General features: G+C 63.5%; 15 protein-coding genes. 7 read left to right on the top strand and 8 right to left on the bottom strand.

The genetic code is table 11. From position 1 onward, the window contains the following. Positions 1-22: 22 nt before the first annotated feature. Positions 23-1,258, bottom strand: coding sequence for an aspartate aminotransferase family protein (locus tag WBA38_RS10530; protein ID WP_424295820.1), 1,236 nt, complete (start codon positions 1,256-1,258; stop codon positions 23-25). Positions 1,259-1,387: 129 nt separating this feature from the next. Between WBA38_RS10530 and hrpA the strand changes: the two genes are divergently transcribed. Beyond that, positions 1,388-5,059, top strand: a complete 3,672-nt coding sequence (gene hrpA / locus WBA38_RS10525; protein ID WP_424322659.1) for an ATP-dependent RNA helicase HrpA — start codon at positions 1,388-1,390, stop codon at positions 5,057-5,059. 25 nt (positions 5,060-5,084) lie between these two features. Here the strand turns inward: hrpA and nrdR are convergent, their stop codons facing one another. Then, a complete protein-coding gene (nrdR, locus tag WBA38_RS10520) occupies positions 5,085-5,540 on the bottom strand; it encodes a transcriptional regulator NrdR (RefSeq protein WP_424293252.1) in 456 nt (151 codons plus the stop codon). A gap of 71 nt (positions 5,541-5,611) precedes the next feature. Next, entirely contained in the window at positions 5,612-5,971 is a 360-nt protein-coding gene (locus WBA38_RS10515; protein ID WP_424293251.1) for a LysM peptidoglycan-binding domain-containing protein, read from the bottom strand. A 467-nt stretch (positions 5,972-6,438) separates the two neighbouring features. Here WBA38_RS10515 and lexA point away from each other — a divergent pair, with 467 nt between their 5' ends. After that, on the top strand, positions 6,439-7,122 hold the full coding sequence (gene lexA, locus WBA38_RS10510; RefSeq protein WP_424293250.1) for a transcriptional repressor LexA: 684 nt from the start codon (positions 6,439-6,441) through the stop codon (positions 7,120-7,122). A gap of 31 nt (positions 7,123-7,153) precedes the next feature. On the opposite strand, the gene WBA38_RS10505 is transcribed toward lexA, so the two are convergent. Continuing rightward, positions 7,154-8,878: a phosphoenolpyruvate--protein phosphotransferase gene (locus tag WBA38_RS10505; protein ID WP_424293249.1), complete on the bottom strand. Its 1,725-nt coding sequence runs from the start codon at positions 8,876-8,878 to the stop codon at positions 7,154-7,156. 122 nt (positions 8,879-9,000) lie between these two features. On the opposite strand from WBA38_RS10505, the gene WBA38_RS10500 reads away from it, so the two are divergent. Genes WBA38_RS10500 through WBA38_RS10485 form a run of 4 tightly spaced genes read left to right on the top strand, consistent with a single transcriptional unit; the run spans position 9,001 to position 13,161 of the window. Beyond that, positions 9,001-9,771 carry a DeoR/GlpR family DNA-binding transcription regulator gene (locus WBA38_RS10500; protein WP_424293248.1) on the top strand — a complete coding sequence of 257 codons (771 nt, stop codon included), beginning with the start codon at positions 9,001-9,003 and terminating at the stop codon, positions 9,769-9,771. Beyond that, positions 9,768-10,715, top strand: a complete 948-nt coding sequence (locus WBA38_RS10495) for a 1-phosphofructokinase family hexose kinase (protein WP_424293247.1) — start codon at positions 9,768-9,770, stop codon at positions 10,713-10,715. The genes WBA38_RS10500 and WBA38_RS10495 overlap by 4 nt, the downstream gene beginning before the upstream one ends. A 54-nt stretch (positions 10,716-10,769) precedes the next feature. Continuing rightward, positions 10,770-12,866 carry a PTS fructose transporter subunit IIABC gene (locus WBA38_RS10490; RefSeq protein WP_424293246.1) on the top strand — a complete coding sequence of 699 codons (2,097 nt, stop codon included), beginning with the start codon at positions 10,770-10,772 and terminating at the stop codon, positions 12,864-12,866. 34 nt (positions 12,867-12,900) lie between these two features. Beyond that, positions 12,901-13,161, top strand: a complete 261-nt coding sequence (locus tag WBA38_RS10485; protein ID WP_424293245.1) for an HPr family phosphocarrier protein — start codon at positions 12,901-12,903, stop codon at positions 13,159-13,161. A 6-nt stretch (positions 13,162-13,167) separates the two neighbouring features. Here the strand turns inward: WBA38_RS10485 and hflX are convergent, their stop codons facing one another. The 4 genes from hflX to WBA38_RS10465 are packed head-to-tail and all read right to left on the bottom strand — an operon-like array spanning position 13,168 to position 17,436. Further along, on the bottom strand, positions 13,168-14,793 hold the full coding sequence (gene hflX, locus WBA38_RS10480) for a GTPase HflX (protein ID WP_424322658.1): 1,626 nt from the start codon (positions 14,791-14,793) through the stop codon (positions 13,168-13,170). Between the two features lie 57 nt (positions 14,794-14,850). Continuing rightward, positions 14,851-15,765: a diaminopimelate epimerase gene (gene dapF / locus WBA38_RS10475; protein WP_424297092.1), complete on the bottom strand. Its 915-nt coding sequence runs from the start codon at positions 15,763-15,765 to the stop codon at positions 14,851-14,853. Positions 15,766-15,769: 4 nt separating this feature from the next. Then, entirely contained in the window at positions 15,770-16,705 is a 936-nt protein-coding gene (miaA, locus tag WBA38_RS10470; RefSeq protein WP_424297100.1) for a tRNA (adenosine(37)-N6)-dimethylallyltransferase MiaA, read from the bottom strand. Continuing rightward, positions 16,675-17,436 (bottom strand): hypothetical protein, encoded by a 762-nt coding sequence (locus WBA38_RS10465; RefSeq protein WP_424322657.1) that lies wholly within the window; start codon positions 17,434-17,436, stop codon positions 16,675-16,677. The genes miaA and WBA38_RS10465 overlap by 31 nt, the downstream gene beginning before the upstream one ends. Positions 17,437-17,636: 200 nt before the next feature. On the opposite strand from WBA38_RS10465, the gene WBA38_RS10460 reads away from it, so the two are divergent. Then, on the top strand, positions 17,637-19,058 hold the full coding sequence (locus tag WBA38_RS10460) for a DUF349 domain-containing protein (RefSeq protein ID WP_424322656.1): 1,422 nt from the start codon (positions 17,637-17,639) through the stop codon (positions 19,056-19,058). Positions 19,059-19,093: the final 35 nt, after the last annotated feature.

Genomic DNA, 19,093 nt, shown 5'->3' with positions numbered 1-19,093 from the left:
ATTACAGAACGTTACGCCCCGCTCAGAGCTCCTGCACGGCCTTCGCGAATCGATCCGCCAGCTCGCCGACTTCCTCGGTGGTCATGGTGAAAGAAGGCGATAGCTGCAGGGCACCGACGCCGGCGGCACGACCGCAGACACCGTACTCGCGAAGCTTCAGCACGGCCGCAGGCCCCTTGGCGCCATCGGCGAGCTGCACCGCGGTGACAGCACCCAGGCCAGTGCGAACCTCGCTCACCTGATCCATCTCAGCCAGCGGCGAGAACGCGGCGGCGAGGTCCGACTCAAGGCGATTGGCCTCGTCGAGCAGCCCTTCACGCTCAATAATGTCGATATTGGTGAGCGCCGCCACCGCGGCCGCACTATGTCCGCCGTAGGTGTAGCCGTGGCGCCACCAGACACCGCCACCAAAGAATGGCTCAGCGACTTTCGGTGCCACTATCAGCGCACCCATTGGGACATATCCACTGGTCAGACCCTTGGCGGTTGTCATCATGTCGGGCTCGAGATCGAATCGCGACGAGGCAAACCATTCATTGCCACCGATGCGACCGAACCCGGTAACCACCTCATCGGCCACAAACAGCACGTCGTGGTCTCGGCAGATCTCGCGAACCTCGCGCAGGTAGCCATCCGGTGGGAGGTACACACCGCCAGCACCGATGATCGGCTCGGCAAAGAACGCCGCAATGTTCTCGGCACCCACCCGCTCGATGTAGCCGAGGAGACTCTTTGCATCGTCCCAGTCGACGGTGCCGGTGTCGGGCATCATCTCCGCACCGTAGCCGTCACCGTTGGCCGGGATACCAGCGAGCGAGGTGCCAGCAACGTGCATGCCGTGGTAGGCCTTGCTCCGCCCCACCACGATCTTCTTGGACGGTTGCCCCTGCTCCACCCAGTAGCGGCGGGACAACTTGACCGCCGATTCAATGGCGTCGCTACCGCCCGAGGTGAACAGCACCTTCGATCCGGGCACCGGTGCCATCGCTGCAATCCGCTCGGCCAACTCAATCGTTGCGTCAGAAGCGAGATCACCAAAGTTCGAAAAATGCGCGATTGTCGACAACTGCTTGGCGACTGCATCGGCCATTTCCTGGCGGCCGTGACCGATGTTGGCAAACCAGAGGCCCGCTGTGGCGTCGATGTACTCGTTGCCTTTGTCGTCGTACACCCGGGTGCCCTCACCGCGTGCAATGACGAACGGACCACTCTCGGTGACCGCGCCCATGTCTGCAAACCCATGCCAAAGTGATCCCATGCTTCAAAGATCTCATCTTCGCCCGGGGTCTGTTCGTTTGAAACTGGAAATCCGTTGATTGAGGTCACTCGCGACGGGCCCTCGGCGTGTGACGCGCCGCTTTATCCTCACCGTAGAATTGACCGCATCATGTCTTCTCTGACCATCTCGTATCCGCCGGAGCTTCCAGTCAGCGCCGTCCGCGCCGAAATCGCCGAAGCTATTGACGCGCACCAGGTAGTGGTGATTGCCGGTGAAACCGGCTCGGGTAAGACCACGCAGCTTCCAAAGATCTGCCTCGAGCTCGGCCGAGAATCGATCGGTCACACCCAGCCGCGCCGTATCGCGGCCACTTCGGTTGCTCAGCGCATCGCCGACGAACTCGGCACCGAGATCGGCGACGCGGTTGGCTACCAGGTCCGCTTTTCCGATCGAGTCAGCAAAGACACCAGAGTCAAGGTGATGACCGACGGCATCTTGCTGCGTGAAATCGGTCGGGATCCGCTGCTTCGCGGCTATGACACGATCATCATCGACGAGGCCCACGAGCGCAGCCTCAACATTGACTTTCTTCTCGGCTACCTCAAGCAGTTGCTGCCGCGCAGACCTGACCTCAAACTCATTATTACCTCGGCGACCATCGAACCCGATCGCTTCGCGAAGCACTTCGCCGGACCCGATGACGAGGTCCCGATTCTGGAGGTCTCGGGACGCACGTATCCCGTCGAAATTCGTTACCGCCCAAGGGAAGATCCCGATTCGGACCACGACGACCTCGACCAGATCGCAGCCATCGACGCCGCCGTCGGCGAACTGTGGGCACACGCGCGAGGCGATATTCTCGTTTTCCTCCCCACCGAACGCGATATCCGCGATACCGCCGATGCCCTCTCACGGCGGACCGACGCCGACATCGTCCCGCTGTTTGCTCGCCTCTCGGTCGCCGAACAGCAGCGCGTGTTCGCGCCATCGAACGGACGTCGCATCGTCCTGGCGACGAACGTGGCCGAGACGTCGCTGACGGTGCCCGGCATCCGGTACGTCATCGATGCTGGAACCGCGCGCATCTCGCGGTACTCGACCCGAACCAAGGTCACCCGACTTCCCATCGAACCAGTCTCGCAAGCTAGTGCCCGCCAGCGCGCTGGCCGTTGTGGTCGCGTCGCACCCGGAATTTGTATCCGTCTCTACTCGGAAGACGACTTCGACGGTCGTCCCGAATACACCGACCCGGAAATCCTCCGCAGCAATCTTGCGGCCGTCATCTTGTCGATGTTGTCACTGAGGTTGGGCGACATCAACGACTTCCCGTTCGTCCAATCCCCCGAAGCTCGGGCTGTCCGGGACGGCATGTTGTTGCTGTCCGAACTTGGCGCGGTCACCGACACCGACTCAGCGCTGGCGCGGTTGACCAAGGTCGGCAAGGAACTGGCACGACTGCCCGTCGATCCACGCCTGGGTCGTATTCTGATCGCCGGACACCACAACGGGTGTCTCGATCACATGCTCGTCATTGCCGCTGCACTCGCACTGCCGGATGTTCGTGAGTTCCCCAGCGACAAACGTGAAGCCGCAACCGCAGCCCATCGAAGGCACGCGGTACCGGGGTCTGAGTTCCTCGGTCAGGTGAAGCTGTGGTCGTACCTCGCCGAAAAGCGCAGCGAACTTGGCAGTAGTCAGTTCCGCAAGATGTGCGGACGCGAATTTCTCCATTACCTCCGGATCCGCGAGTGGCTCGACCTGCACCGGCAGCTGAAGCGCACTGTCGGCGACTTGAAATGGCAGACGCCGACCACTGAGGTTGATGCCGATGCCATTCATCGGAGCCTCCTGGCCGGTCTTCTCACGAATGTCGGTGCCCGCCAGGGAGACACCCGCGACTACCTGGGGACACGCGGCACCAAGTTTGGCATCTTCCCCGGCTCGTTCCTGTCAAACAAGCCACCCGCTTTCGTCGTCGCCGCCGAATTGGTGGAGACCTCCCGACTATTTGCACACACGGTGGCTTCGGTGGATCCCGCCGTTGTCGAATCAGTTGCTGGCGACCTGGTGACCCGTACCTATTCGGAGCCACACTGGTCCACGCGACGCGGCGCCGTGATGGCGTATGAAAAAGTCAGCCTTTACGGTGTTCCTCTCGTGGCCCAGCGCCGCGTCAACTACGGGCCCATCGATCCGCAAACCTCGCGCGAGATCTTCATCCAGGAGGCCTTGGTTGCTGCCCGGTGGAAGAATCGCCACGCCTTTGCCGCCCACAATGCCAATCTCATGCGCGACGCCGAGGAGTCCGAGCACCGCGTTCGACGTCGAAACCTCCGCATCTCCGACGAAGATCTCTTCGATTTTTATGCCGCCAAGATTCCATCGAATGTGGTCTCCACCCGGCACTTCGATTCGTGGTGGAAGAAGGCTGGACGGGCAGACCCCACCCTGCTGAACCTCAGGCTTGAGGATTTTGCATCCGACGAGATCCCCAAAGCAGCCGATTTCCCGGCCGCGTGGCAGCAAGGCGAAGCCCGGCTGGAATTGCGGTACAACTTTGCGCCGGGTGCCCCGGACGATGGGGTCACTACCGTCATTCCGCAGGCTCTGCTGGCGCACGTGCGCGACAGTGGCTTCGACTGGCTTGTCCCGGGGATGCGCAGCGAGTTGGTGACGGCACTGATCAAGTCCCTGCCGAAGGGTCTACGGAAGTCGATGTCGCCCGCCTCGCGGTATGCCGATCTGGCGCTGGCCAAGCTGTCGACGCGAAGTGAGCCGCTGCTGACCGGCTTGGCTCGCGAGTTGTCCACGATCACCGGTGTGACGTTGACTCCGCGAGATTTCCGGCCCTCGAATCTGGATCCGCACTTGCGGATGCACTTTGCCGTGACCGATGCCGAAGGTGCCATCGTGGCCCGTGGCGATCGACTGTCGGCGCTACGCGATGACCTCGCTGGCCGACCGAAAACTCCGAGTGCACCGGTGGCGACGACGTGGGCACCGGATGGCATCGGGACCCTCGAAGATTCCGAGACCGCCATTGTCGCCGGGCAAACTATTACCCGGTATCCGAGCTTGGCAGCGGTTCCCGGGAAGGGCGTCAGGCGGACGATCGCCGCCTCGCCCGCCGAGCGAGATGCCGGGATCCGCGCCGGCATTATTGAGTTGCTTCGCGTTGCGATCGCCCCGCCGAGTCGCCGACTCGCTACCGGGCTGCCCCCGATGGCGAAGCTTTCACTGAGCCAAAGCCCATACTCCGACGTCGATGCGCTGCTTGCCGACTGCACCAACCGGGCGATAATCGACGCCGTGGCTGCCGAAAAATCGATCACCGAGATTCGCAACGCCAGCGACTTCGCCGACCTGTCGGCGCGCATCGCACCGGTGGTCCGTTCGCGGGCACCCGAATACTTCGACGCGGCGGTCGCCGCTTTGGCCGAGTACGGGCCAGTTCGGCGGGCAATTGACGCGCGCGCGGGAACCCTGGCTGCCGATGACGTCGCCGATCAGGTGTCGAATTTGATATTCGACGGCTTTGTTGGACTCACGGCGCTGGTGCACTTGCGCTCAATTCCGCGCTATCTCACGGCCGCTCGGCTGCGACTTGAGAATCTCCAAACCACGGGTAGCCGCGACAACGATGCCTTGGCTTCGATCGATCGCATCATTGCGGCGTGGAATCGACGGATTGCTCAGCTCCCTGAGAGTCGACACGACGACCTTGGGGAAATGGTCCAGTGGCGACTCGAAGAGTTGCGTGTGAGCTTGTTTGCCCAGCAGCTCGGCACCGCGGGAAGTGTTTCCGAACAGCGAATCCTGAAGGCAATCGACAAGTTCTAGCGGAGTCGCGGCAGTTCGCTGGACTTCAGTTTTTGCTGCGGTCGCGGCGGAGGTCGTCGATTTCGTGTTGGAAGTCGTCGGCTGATTCGAAGGACTTGTAGACAGACGCGAAGCGCAGGTAGCCAACTTCATCGAGATCGCGCAGTGGCCCGAGGATGGCGAGACCAACTTCGTTGCTGGGGATTTCGGCGGATCCGGAGGACCGAACCGTGTCCTCCACCTGCACTGCCAGTTTCGCGAGCGCATCGGCATCGATGTCGCGCCCCTGGCATGCCCGGCGCACGCCTTTCATGACCTTCTCCCGGCTAAATGGTTCGGAAATACCATTGCGCTTAACAACGGACAGAACTGCCGACTCCACGGTGGTGAACCGGCGCCCGCACGCACTGCATGCCCGACGACGCCGGATGGCCTGGCCATCATCGGCGACTCGGGAATCGACTACTCGGGTGTCATCGTTCTTGCAGAACGGGCATCGCATGTCACGAGAATACCCGGCGGCCCAATCTGCCTTGTTTCGCAGTGCGTTCCAGCACGAACCTGGGGGCTTCCCTACTTGTAGGCCGGGACCCGCAATGCCTGGCCGACCGCCAGACCCGAGGTTTCTAAGCCATTGATCTCACGGAGCTGCGCGATCACTCCGGCGGTCGGCAAATCGGGCGCGATGCGCTGGGCCAGGCTGGTGAGTGACTCGCCTGCCCGCACATACACAACTTCGGTCGCCTGCGGGGCTGCCGGTGGTGTTGATTCGAGATTGGCTCCGACGATCGCGAACATCCACACCATGGCTGCGAGCGCTCCGCCAACCAGGAGTGCCCCGACCACGCGACGACGACGATAGACGGCAGCTTGATTACTGCGGTAATTCGAACGTTGGGTAACGCCTCGCACGTTCGAGGACGATTCGAACATCGGCGAGCGCTCGCGCCGCCATTCATTCGAATGACTGACAGGCGCTGCGCTCTTGGATCGCTCGTCCGTTCGAGTTAAGTCTGCGATAGCTCGCACTTGGCGACGCTGCGGGCGACCGCTCGGAAAGCAAAGAACGTCACCTCGCTGCGCCTGTACCCGACCCGAAGAATCGCGCGCCACGACAGGAAGATCGCAGGTCATAACTACTTCGAGGCCGGCGCGACGGCTACTACCGGCCGAGCCCACACGAGTGTGGCCACTACGCTCGAGGCGCTCCACGGGAGCCTTGAGAACATTGGCGCTCATCGGTGATCTCCTATCGATCGGGTGTTCGAAGAACTCTTGTTCGATAGTTAACACCATGCCTCTGACAAAGTTCGACACGCATCGAACAATTGTTTGAGTTTTGTGACCTACTCAACTAGCGTGGAGCTATCAATCGAACACAGCTGACGAAAGGCCCGACGGTGACCGACACGCCAGATCCACTGCTCTCGACCGAGACACTGGAAGCTTCCCTCACCCAGCGACAGCGCGATGTTCTGGAAGTCATCCGCAAGTCGGTACGCGAACGCGGCTACCCGCCAAGCATCCGTGAAATCGGCGAGGAGGTGGGTCTCACCTCGACCTCGTCGGTGGCGCACCAACTGCGCACCCTCGAGCGCCGCGGCCTACTCAAGCGCGACCCTCACCGTCCGCGCGCAGTCAATGTCCGCGATAGCGGGCGCACCCCGCCGGATGGCGGCAGTAGCGGCGGCGAGGACGATTCCCTGCCGAAGCCGACGTTCGTACCCGTTCTCGGCCGGATTGCCGCGGGCGGCCCGATTCTTGCCGAGCAGGCTGTCGAAGATGTTTTCCCGATGCCCCGCGAACTCGTCGGTGACGGTTCACTGTTCATGCTTCGCGTAGTTGGCGAGTCAATGATCGACGCCGCTATCTGCGACGGAGACTGGGTTGTGGTTCGTCAGCAGAATGTCGCCGAGAACGGCGATATTGTCGCCGCCATGATCGACGGCGAAGCCACCGTCAAGACGTTTAAACGCGTCGACGGTCATGTCTGGCTGATGCCGCACAACGAGCACTTCGAGCCCATCCCCGGCGACGACGCCGCAGTCCTCGGCAAGGTCGTCACCGTGATGCGTCGCATTTAGCGAGTGCTCCATCCGGAGCGCTTCACCCCGGTCAGCCCAGTTTGGTTCGCGCGTCGTCGCGTGCCTGAGCTGGGCTGACTGCATTGAGAGCCGCCGCCGCCGCGTTTCGGCACTGTTGGAGAGTGACCTCCCCGAGTTGCAGGCCGACCGCTGCGGCAGCAGCCGGAGCCGTCGACAGTGAAGTCACTCCGAGCCCAACCAGGACGCAGGCCAGTAGCGGATCAGCAGCCGCCTCACCGCACACCCCGACCGGCTTGTTCGCGCGCTGGCCCGCCTCGCCGACTTTCGCAATGAGCGCCAGAACGGCTGGCTGCCACGGGTCTGTGAGCTCCGCCAGTTCCGGCGACATCCGGTCAGCGGCCATCGTGTATTGCGCGAGGTCATTGGTTCCGATGGAAACGAAGTCAACTTCCGCGAGGATCCCATCGGCCAGCAGCGCCGCCGATGGAACCTCCACCATGACGCCGGGAATCAGCCCCTGCAGCCGAACGGCACCGGCGAACTCGCGCGCTTCGTCAACGGTGGCAATCATCGGTGCCATGACCCACGGAGCGCTACGGCCGTCCCCCTTGGCAGCCTCCCCCAGCGCCCGTAACTGGTTGTCGCGGATTTCTGGATAGCTCTTCACGATGCGGTTTCCCCGAACCCCCATGGCGGGATTGGGTTCTTCGGTGTTGTTCACGAACTTCAGCGGCTTATCCGAACCAGCATCCAACGTCCGGATGACTACTTTGCGACCGGGGAAAGCATCGATGACTTCCCGGTAGAGCGCCACCTGCTCGGCAACCGATGGCTCATCAGCTCGTTCGAGAAAAGCCAACTCAGTACGAAATAGCCCCACCCCCTCGACTGGTGCCCGAGCACCTTCTCTGGCCGAGGATCCGTCGGCCACATTGGCGAGTATCGCAACCGGGTGACCATCGGAGGTCCGACCGGGGCCACGCCAGCCAGCGATCTCTTTCGCACGCGCATGCGCCTGCGCGACTGCCACCGAGATGAGTTCTGGATCGGGTGAACTGCCGACGGTTCCCAAGTCACCATCGACGTATCCCATCGCACCGGAATCGATGTCGCCAAGGGCGCCAGCCGCGACAACGCAGGGGATGCCCAACTGTCGCGCAATGATGGAGGTGTGGCTACTGGGCCCGCCCAACCGCATGGCCAAACCAATTACTTTGGTTGGGTCTAGCTCGGCAGTATCCGCGGGGGCAAGGTCGTCGGCGAGCAAGATTGATGGCTCGTCGGGAACGGGGATACCGGGTTCGGCGACACCGAGGAGTTCTGCGACCACCCGGTCACGAACATCTTTGAGGTCCGTGACCCGTTCGGCCATCAAGCCGCCCAGGTTGGTGAAGACTTCGACGAACTGATCGGTCGCAGCGATGGCCGCGAGTGCGGCGGGCGCTCCCCCCGAAATGGCCTTGTTGGCGGCACCGATCCAACCACGGTCGCGCGCCAAAGCTGCTGTGGCAATGAGGACTTCGGCTGCAACACCGGAGTTGCGGGAGGCTCGTTCGGTGAGTCGATCAGCGACGACGCCCGCGGCGGCCGCGAACCGTTCGGACTCGGCGGGGCGCAAACTTTCCGCGATCTCGGTGGCGTCGATGTCACCGAAGCCGGGCCGTGCACCCGGCTTCACAATGCGACCGTAGGCCAACCCCCCGACGACCGGAACGCCGGTGACGATCACCTCCGCGCCAAACGGATTGGCATCTGGGGCGTTCGGGGCCTGCGCGTTGGTACTCACCTGGATCATGTGATTCAGATTACAAGATTTCCTTGACTTGTCGGCACTTACACCGGTAGAAACAGATACATATCCACATAGATCAACATACTTCAACAGTGAATTGGACCTAGTCATAGCGAGAGGCAGCGATGTACGCGGAGGAGCGACAGTCCGAGATCGCAGGTGATGTCCAATCCCGCGGTCGGGTTTCGGTAACTGAGTTGGCAGCTCGATTCTCAGTCACAGGCGAGACGATCCGCCGGGATTTGGAGATTCTGCAACACACCGGACGCCTCGTCCGGGTTCACGGCGGTGCCATCCGGCCCGATATCGCGACTGTTGTCGAGGAATCTGACCTGGCTGAGCGGTCCGAAACGCGGCGCGACGACAAGCAGGCCATTGCCGCTGCCGCGGTGCGTCTCATTCCGGTCGACGGCGGTTCGGTCTTGCTGGATGCCGGAACCACCACGCTTGCGCTGGCTCGGGCCATTCACCGAGACACCCGCCTGACTTTTATTACCAACAGTCTTCAGATCGGCACGGTTCTCGCCGACCTACCCAATTCCACGCTGCTCTTGACCGGTGGCCGCGTACGCCCGACGACCGGCGCCGCTGTCGGAGCCGACGCGATCGATTCGCTGTCTAGGATTCGCGCTTCCGTGGGCTTCATCGGCACCAACGGCTTGTCCGTGGCACACGGACTGTCGACTCCCGATGCCGACGAGGCCGCTACCAAACGCGCGATGATCGCCGCCTGCACCACGACCGTGGTTCTTGCTGACTCGTCAAAGCTGGGCCGCGAGGACCTGTTCAGCTTTGCCAGCCTCGACGACATCGACTTCGTCGTCACTGACTCCGCGATCGACGACAAGCTCGCTACCGAATTGCGCTCCCATCAGATCGAGGTGCTCACCGCATGATTGTTACCGTTACCGCCAATCCCAGCATCGACAGGACCGTTGAACTCTCGGAACCACTCTCTCGAGGCAGTGTTCACCGGGCACACGCGGTCATCGATCAGCCCGGAGGCAAAGGTGTCAATGTCGCTCGGGTAGTTGCCGCCGCGGGCCTCGACACCCTTGCGGTCTTTCCCGCGGATGGAAGTGATCGCTTCGTCAGTCAGGTGAGCGCCGTCGAATTGCCCCACTTGGCCGTCCCCTTCGGCGGAGCGGTCCGCACCAACATCACCATCGCCGAACCGGACGGCACCACAACCAAGATCAACGACGCCGGACACCTGATGTCACTCGCCGGTTCGAATGCCCTCAAACAAGCAATCATCGAACGGGCTCAGAGTGCCACCTGGCTGGTCCTGTCCGGCTCGTTGCCACCGGGAATGCCTGATAATTGGTACTCGTCGATCATCGAGGCCGTCGCCGAGCGCGGCTGTCTGGTTGCTGTCGACACGTCGGGAGCACCGCTCGCTGCCGCAGCTAAGGCACGGCCGGGACTGCTGAAGCCCAACGGCGATGAGCTTGCCGAACTCACCGGGGCCGACGGTCAGGCGATGGAGGCCGCTGCCGGTGCTGGCGATCCCACCGTCGCGACCGAAGCTTCGCGCACGCTCGCCGAACAGACTGGCGGCGCCATCCTGACGACTCTCGGTGGTGCTGGTGCCCTGCTCACCACGCCCGACGGCGTGTGGTTTGCTACCCCGCCAGCGGTCACGGTTCGTAGCACCGTCGGTGCGGGCGACGCCTCCCTGGCCGGATATGTAATCGCCGATTTACGCGGCGGCGACCCGGAAGCCCGATTGCGCAGTGCCGTCGCGCACGGTTCGGCAGCCGCATCTTTGCGCGGCACCTCTCCCCCCACCCCCGACCTCCTCGACGAAGCTGGTGTCACGATCACCCGCCTGCACTGACCTGCACAGCTACAGTTCTTACCCCGGCTCGATCCCACCCTAGAAAGCCAAGTCATGTCCCAACCGATCATTTCCCCGGAATTGGTGCTCCTCGACGTCGACGCCGGCGCCGACCCGCGCGCCGTCATCACTTCGCTCGCCGAACTCGTGGCGAATGCTGGTCGATGCACGGATGCGGCGTCGCTGGTCGACGCTGCGGTCGAGCGCGAAACCAAATCGCCCACCGGCCTCCCCGGCGGTATCGCAATCCCGCACGCACGGGTCGATGCGGTTACCGTCGCTACCCTCGCGATGGCCCGATTGTCTCGCAAGGTCGACTTCGGTGCCCCTGACGGCCCGGCGGATATCGTCTTCTTGATTGCGGCACCGGCCGGTGCGGCGAGTGAGCACATGAAAGTGTTGAGCTCACTGGCCAGAGCGCTGGTGCGACCCGAGTTTGTCCAGGCCCTCCGCGACGCGCCGGACAGCGACGCGATCGTAGCCCTGGTCGACGAGGCGATCACCGGGCCCAAGGCGACTCCGGCACCTGCTGCGACCCCGAATCCCGCTGCGACCCCGAATCCCACTGCGACCCCGGAACCTACTGCCGCCCCGATTCCTGAGGTAACCGCGGCCTCAGCGGGTGCCGCACCGTCGGAACCGACCCGGCCGCGGATCGTCGCGATCACGGCTTGTCCGACGGGCATCGCGCACACCTACATGGCGGCAGATGCCTTGAGCCTGGCGGCCGAACGCGCTGGCGTCGACTTCGCCGTCGAAACCCAGGGTTCCACCGGCACTACCCCGTTCACCAGTGAAACCATCGCGAACGCCGACGCCGTCATCTTCGCCACCGATGTCGGGGTAAAGGGACGCGACCGCTTCGTGGGCAAACCCGTCGTCGCCTCTGGCGTTAAACGCGCAATTAACGAACCCGACACCATGATCGCCGAGGCCATCGCCAGCGCCCGCGACCCGCACGCGGTCACCGTTGCAGGTGACGCGCACGCCACCGCAGAAACGGCGTCGACGGTCGGTCTCGGCGGACAACTCAAGCAGGCACTGCTGACCGGTGTCAGCTACATGATTCCGTTCGTCGCGGCCGGCGGTCTGCTGATGGCGCTCGGCTTCTTGCTCGCCGGCTACGAGATCGCGAATTCGACCGTCCAAGACGGCATGTCCGACGGTCTGTACAACTCGCTGCACTTCAGCCTGTGGGATCTGCCGCCAGGCGGACTGATGACCTATCTCGGCGGGGTGAGTTTCGCGATCGGCAGCCTGGCGATGAGTCTTATGGTTGCGGTGTTGGCTGGCTATATCGCCTATGGCATCGCCGACCGTCCCGGCCTCGCACCGGGCTTCACGGCAGGCCTGATCGCCGTCGCCGTCAATGCCGGATTCATCGGCGGCATCGTCGGCGGTCTGCTCGCGGGCGTCGTGGCACTGTGGCTGTCGCGGATCCCATTGCCCCAGTGGGCACGAGGCCTGCAACCCGTGGTGATCATTCCGCTCGTTGGCACGTTGGTCACAGGTTTTGCAATGTTCGCCCTTCTGGCTCGACCGCTGTCCTGGGTCAACACGAGCCTGGAGAACTGGCTCAACTCGATGTCGGGGAGTTCCAAGATCGTGCTGGGCATCGTGATTGGCCTGATGATGTGCTTCGACCTCGGCGGACCAGTCAACAAAGCCGCCTATGCCTTCGGTGTGGCTGGCCTCGGTTTAGCCGGCGCTGGCGCTGCACAGTGGGAAATCATGGCGGCGGTCATGGCAGCGGGCATGGTCCCGCCGCTGGCTTTGGCGCTCGCCACCGTGTTGCGCCCCGGTGCCTTCACCGAACCCGAACGCGAGAACGGCAAAGCCGCCTGGCTGCTGGGCGCATCATTCATCTCTGAAGGTGCAATCCCGTTCGCTGCCGCCGACCCGTTCCGTGTGATTCCATCGATGATGCTCGGCGGTGCCGTGACCGGCGCACTCTCGATGGCGATGAGTGTTCAGTGCCGCGCACCGCACGGCGGCGTATTCGTCTTGTTCGCCATGAACGGCACTTGGTGGAAGTTCCTGATCGCTATCGTGGCAGGTGTCGTCGTCTCAGCGATCACGGTCTTGGCAGCCAAACAGGTACAACCCAAACTAGCTATCGAAGATTCGGCGCCAGCGACCGTCGCGGCGTGAGTTCACACCGGTAATTTCACAGAAAGGCACACACATGCCAAGCACTACCGTCACCGTCGGATCGGCCGTTGGTCTGCACGCCCGTCCCGCCACCGTGATCTCCGAGGCGGCGGCCGCGCTCGGAGTTCCCGTGACCCTCGCCGTCGATGGAGGCGATCCGGTCGACGCTGGAAGCGCGCTCATGATCATGACACTCGGCGCTGGAAAGGGCGCTGCGGTCACCGTCGCCAGCGACGATCAAGCTGCGGTCGATCAGATCGCGGCACTAGTCGCACAAGACCTTGACGCCGAGTAGCCCAACCTAAACCCTGAGGTCGTCGAACTCGGCAGCCAACGCCGAAGGCATCCGCACATGCACGCGGGTGCCTTCGGCGTTGTGCTCGGTGTCCAAAACATGCGCGTGCTGATGCAACCGGGAAACTACTTCGCCCCGGGAAAATGGCACCTGCAACGTCGCTTCCACGTCGTCGCGGGTCAGGAAGTCCGAGATCGCGGCAAACAGTTCGTCCAGGCCTTCACCGGTTTGCGCAGACACGAACTGGGCGTTCGGGAACTCGCCGCGCAGCGCGGTCATCGTGTTGCCGTCGATGGCATCGATCTTGTTGATAACCAGCATTTCCGGCGGAGACTGTCGACCGTCCTCGGCGAGCACTTCACTGAGGACCTTGCGCACCGACGAAATCTGATTTCCGGGGAAGGCGTCGGCCCCATCGACGACGTGAACCAGCAGGTCCGCATCAACCGCTTCTTCCAGGGTGGAGCGGAAGGCTTCGACGAGTTGCGTCGGCAGATGACGCACGAAGCCGACGGTGTCCGTGAACACCACTTCGTGGCCGTCGGCCAGTTGTGCGCGGCGGGTGGTCGGATCCAGCGTGGCGAACAGGGCGTCTTGAACCAGCACGCCAGCCCCCGTCATCGCGTTGACCAGGCTCGACTTACCGGCGTTGGTGTAGCCAACCACGGTTAACGCCGGGACCCCGCCGCGGCGGCGAGCCGCGCGCTTGACTGTCCGGGCCGTTTTCATGCCGCGGATTTCCTTGCGCAACTTGGCCATGCGTTCACGAATACGACGACGATCGGTTTCAATCTTCGTCTCACCGGGACCGCGCAGGCCCACACCGCCATTGCTGCCCGCGCGCCCGCCAGCCTGACGCGACATCGACTCGCCCCAGCCGCGTAGACGCGGCAGCATGTATTCCATCTGCGCCAGTGCGACCTGCGCTTTACCTTCGCGCGATGTCGCGTGCTGAGCGAAGATGTCGAGGATTAGGGCGGTCCGGTCGACGACTTTGACTTTGACGACCTTCTCCAGCGCGGTCAACTGGGCGGGGGTCAGTTCACCGTCGCAGATCACGGTGTCGGCGCCGGTAGCGATCACCGTCTCGCGGAGCTCTTCAGCCTTGCCGGACCCGAGGTAGGTGGCAGGATCAGGCTTGCTGCGACGCTGGATCAGAGCTTCGAGAACTTGTGATCCTGCGGTCTCGGCGAGGGCGGCGAGCTCGGCCATGCTGGCACGCGCTGCGGCGGCACTGCCGGAGGTCCACACACCAACGAGCACCACCTGCTCCAGCCGGAGTTGGCGGTATTCGACTTCGGTGATGTCTTCGAGCTCAGTAGATAGGCCGACGACGCGCTGCAGTGAGGCGCGTTCGTCGAGCTGAAAGTCTCCAACGGTCGGTGTGGGACGAAGGTCTCGCACCGAGAACGCCGATGCTGCGGCCCGACCGTTGGCAAACTCGACGGTCTCGCCACCGGAACCGTCATCGCCGTCGGATCCCCGTTCGGCAAACTCGATGGCGCTGTCGTCAGCGAAATCGTCGTACACGTCACCGGTGTGCGCATCGTCGGTACCTGCACCGCTGACGTGGTCCCCACCGTCGACATAGTTGCTCCCGGGCAGGTGCGAGGTGTTACTCAGTTCAGTCATATGAGATCCATTGTGCCTGGACTCGGCAGACGAATGCATCCCAATTACTTCTGCGGGTCAGTCGCCCCACCCGGGAAGGAGTTCGCCGCGCGCCACCAGCCGCGACGGTCCGCGCAGCACGGCACCACCGTCGGCGACGGTGACCAGCACGTCGCCACCGGGAATGGTGATCGCCACCGCGCCCTCCGATCGATCGATACCCGCCAACGCCGCAGCCGCCGCGGCAACCAAACCTGTTCCGCAGGAACGAGTTTCACCGACGCCTCGCTCAAAAACCCGCATGTAGGCGTGGAAGTCGGCGGCATCGTCGACGGAGGTCACCAGAGGCGTCAGGATTTCCACGTTCGCCCCGTGCGGGAACATTGCCGAGTCGAGGTCGGTGCCGGTTGTCAGGTCGAGCGCCGTGAGTGCCTCCACGGTTAATCCGTCGGCAATGCACGCCAAGTGCGGGTTACCGACGTCGACGGCCTCACCGGCCAGATGCAGTCCCCCGATCCCGACTTCGCTGGTACCGCGAAGGGTGATCTGTCCCATCTCTACACTCACATCGGCGTCGCTGTCAGATGCCGAATGAATCTGCACGCGACGTCCGCCCGCACGGGAACCGACGGTAAAACTATCCACATCGACCAGTTGCTCCCGGTGGCAGTAATGCGCGAAGACCCGGACCCCATTGCCGCACATTTCAGCAATGGATCCGTCGGCGTTGCGGTAGTCCATGAACCAGTCAACCGACGACACTCCCCTGGGCAACTCGCTGAGCACGCCTTCGGCGACCAGTGCGCCGGCGGTCGCCACCCGAAGCACACCGTCGGCGCCAAGACCGCGTTGACGGTCGCACAGGGCCGCGACGAGTTCTTCGGTCAGGTCGATCTGCGCATAGTGGTCCGGGAGAAGGATGAAATCGTTCTGTGTTCCGTGACCTTTCGCAAAGGTCAGCGCAGGGGTGCTGAAGGTGGGCGCATTGTTCACACAGTCAGGGTACGCGGACTGCGTCAAGGGCCTTTGACAGCAGATCCGGATCGGCGGCGTCAAGCCATACCGCGCGTGGATCCCGCCGGAACCAAGACCGCTGCCTGCGCACATAGCGTCGAGTGCCGAAAAATGTCCGCTGTTCGGCTTCGGCCGCGTCGTACTCGCCGTCGAGGTGGGCAAGGACCTGCGCGTAGCCGATAGCGCGAGAGGCTGTCGCGCCGTCTCGGAGCCCGTGATCGACAAGGGTGACCACTTCGTCGACGAAGCCGTCGGCGAACATCGTGGCGGTGCGCAGTTCGATGCGCGCGTCGAGCGCTTCTCGATCTCGGTCGAGAGTGAGGATCTTCGTGCCCCAGCGCGGTTCCGCCCCGATCACCGGGGCCGACGCCGCAAAGGGTTGACCGGTGATTTCGACGACCTCCAAAGCCCGCACAATGCGTCGTCCATCGGAGTCGAGGATTGTCGACGCCGCCACCGGATCCACCTCGGCGAGTTTGTCGTGCAAGGCGAGCGGCCCGATGTCGGCGAGCATCGCCTCGTATTTGGCGCGCACCTCGGAGTCTGTTTTCGGAAACCGCCAGTCGTCCAGCAGTCCCTGGATGTACATCATGGACCCGCCGACGATGACCGGAACCTTTCCAGCGGCCAGCAGTCGGTCAATGTCGGCGGCGGCGGCGAGTTGGTAGCGCGCGACCGTTGCCGTTTCGGTCACGTCGAGAACATCAAGTTGGTGGTGTGGGATGCCGCGCCGCTGGTCGACGGGCAATTTGGCGGTACCAATGTCCATACCGCGGTACTGCTGCATGGAGTCGATGTTGACGATCTCGCCCCCCAACGCTTCCGCGAGGTCGAGTGCGAGATCGGATTTTCCGGTTGCCGTGGGACCAACCACTGCAATGGGCGTGATCACCGGGCACCACCGTCCACGGGAGGGCATCCCACCGGAGTCCACGTGGCGACCGTGTAACCGACACCAAACGGTGCGGCGCAGTAATCGACCTTCGCGGCAAGCGGCGTTGTGCAAGCCGCAGCCGCGGTCTGCCAAGCAGCACGACCACCGACCCCCTCGACAGCGCATGCGGAAGGGTCGAGTTCGGTGATGGCTTCGCAGTCGGCGGCGGCAATCGCCGTATCAATCATCTGCTGTAGTTCGACGGCGCTCTCGCGCAGGCCGCCGCCCGGAGCCGACGAACTCAAGGCCGTGGAACCGTCAGCGACGACGAGCACGCCGACCGGTTCCGGCGTTGCCGAAAGGAGCGCGGCCAACTCGCGACCGCGGGCCGCGCACTCGGCAGGCGATGCTTCGGGGTCGACGACAAACGGGGTAATCGAAATGTCCTGCGCGACCTCGCCGCGAATCCAGCAGGCGATAAGCATCGACAACGGCAGCGGCTGCGAGCCGGTCGATTCACCTTTTTTACCTAAATTGACCGGCACGGACACGCCGTAGGCACCGAACTCTCCGGTTCCTGAGTAATCGATTGAACCGCGCGCTCCCCCGGCGAGATCCGCCGCGCCAACTGCAATCCACGACGAAGCCGCCGACGCCAACTGATCGGCCACCTCCCGTACGGCGCCACGGACCGCCTCGGCCTCCACAGCCGCCGGACCGGCGAGTTCGGGGACCAAGAGCGGCGCGCTCGGGACTATCGCAACCAGTGCCAACACGACGTCGACGCTACCGGTGGCATCCCGTCGGTGCCGCCATGGGTCGGTGATGCGGGAACTGCCAGCACACCAATGTCAGCAACTCGCGTGCAAATCAATGTTGCGGGGTGACCACACAACCGGCCCATGGCCTGCTTGAATGAACGACGTAGTGACATGGCAGCCGTGACGCGCGGCGAAGATGATTTATGAGGTATGCAATGACCAACCCGACCGACCCGACCGAGAAGACCGTCTCGGAATCCGCGGACACTCCGGCAGCCTCGGCTCCCGCAGCTTCCGGTACGTCAGCTAAGCCAGTGCCTCGGCCCGGCCCCCGACCCGGCCCCCGACCCGGTTCGACCGCTACTGCGCCGATACCGGGCGGACCCATTCCTGCGGTCCCGGTTCATCCGGTGCCCATTGGCGACCCGACGAAGTTCGGGCGAATCGACGCCGATGGTTCCGTGTGGCTCAAGACTGCCTCTGGCGAGCGCCAGATCGGTTCGTGGCAGGCAGGTACCCCCGAAGAAGGGCTTGCTCACTTCTCCCGCAAGTTCGCCGATTTGGCGACCGAGGTGGAAATTCTTGAGGAGCGTTTGGCCGCCCGTTCCGGGGACCCGCGGAAAACTCAGGCGAGCGCGGCACATCTGTTAGCCGACTTACCGGAGGCACTGGTCATCGGCGATGTGGACTCGCTTTCCGCACGGCTGGAAGTCATCGTTGCCGGTGCCGACGACGTGGCCAAGGAAGTTCGCGACCAGCGAGAGTCGGCGCGAGCGTCGGCGATTGAACGCAAAGAAGCACTCGCTGTCGAGGCCGAACGCATCGGGTCCGAAGGCACATCGTGGAAATCGGGAGGCGATCGCCTCCGCGTGATTCTCGAAGAGTGGAAGACCATCAAGGGCATCGACCGCAAGACCGACGATGCCCTGTGGCGCCGTTACTCAAAGGCCCGCGATGCCTTTAACCGCCGGCGAGGAGCCCATTTCGCCGAACTCGACCGAGACCGCGCCGGCTCTAAGTCGCGCAAGGAGGAGTTGATTGCACAGGCTGAAGCCCTGTCGACGTCAACCGACTGGGGTCCGACTGCTGGCAAGTTCCGCGATCTGCTGACCGAGTGGAAAGCTGCGGGTCGGGCACCGCGGGACACCGACGAGGCCCTGTGGCTTCGCTTCAAAGCAGCGCAGGATGTGTTCTTCCAAGCGCGCAATGCGGTCAATGATGAGCGCGACGCCGAGTTCACCGAGAATGCGAAGGCCAAGATCGCGCTGCTCGACGAGGCCGAGGCCAAGATCAAACCGGCCGAGGATCTAGAGGCCGCGCGACGCGACTTCCGCACGTTCCGCGAGTCGTGGGACGAGATCGGCAAGGTTCCGCGCGAGCAGATGCATAAGCTCGAAGCGCGGGCACGCGCCCTGGAAAAGCGCCTTCGCGACGAGGAAGATGCCGACTGGACGCGCACCGACCCGGAGGCCCAGGCCCGCGCCGCACAGTTCTCCGAGCGAGCCGACAAGCTCGACGAACAGGCCGACAAGGCTGCCGCTGCGGGCAAGGACCGTGACGCCGCTGACCTGCGTCAGCAGGCGTCGCAGTGGCGAGAGTGGGCCAACGCCGCCCACTCGGCGATTTCGGACCGGTAGGTCGATCCCGAGCACAACAAAAGCTTGGAGTTGCT

The sequence above is a fragment of the Gordonia sp. (in: high G+C Gram-positive bacteria) genome (genome assembly GCF_049647785.1).
GTDB lineage: Bacteria > Actinomycetota > Actinomycetes > Mycobacteriales > Mycobacteriaceae > Gordonia.
Note: the sequence above shows the minus strand (reverse complement) of the source record. Positions and strands in the feature narration are given on the sequence as shown.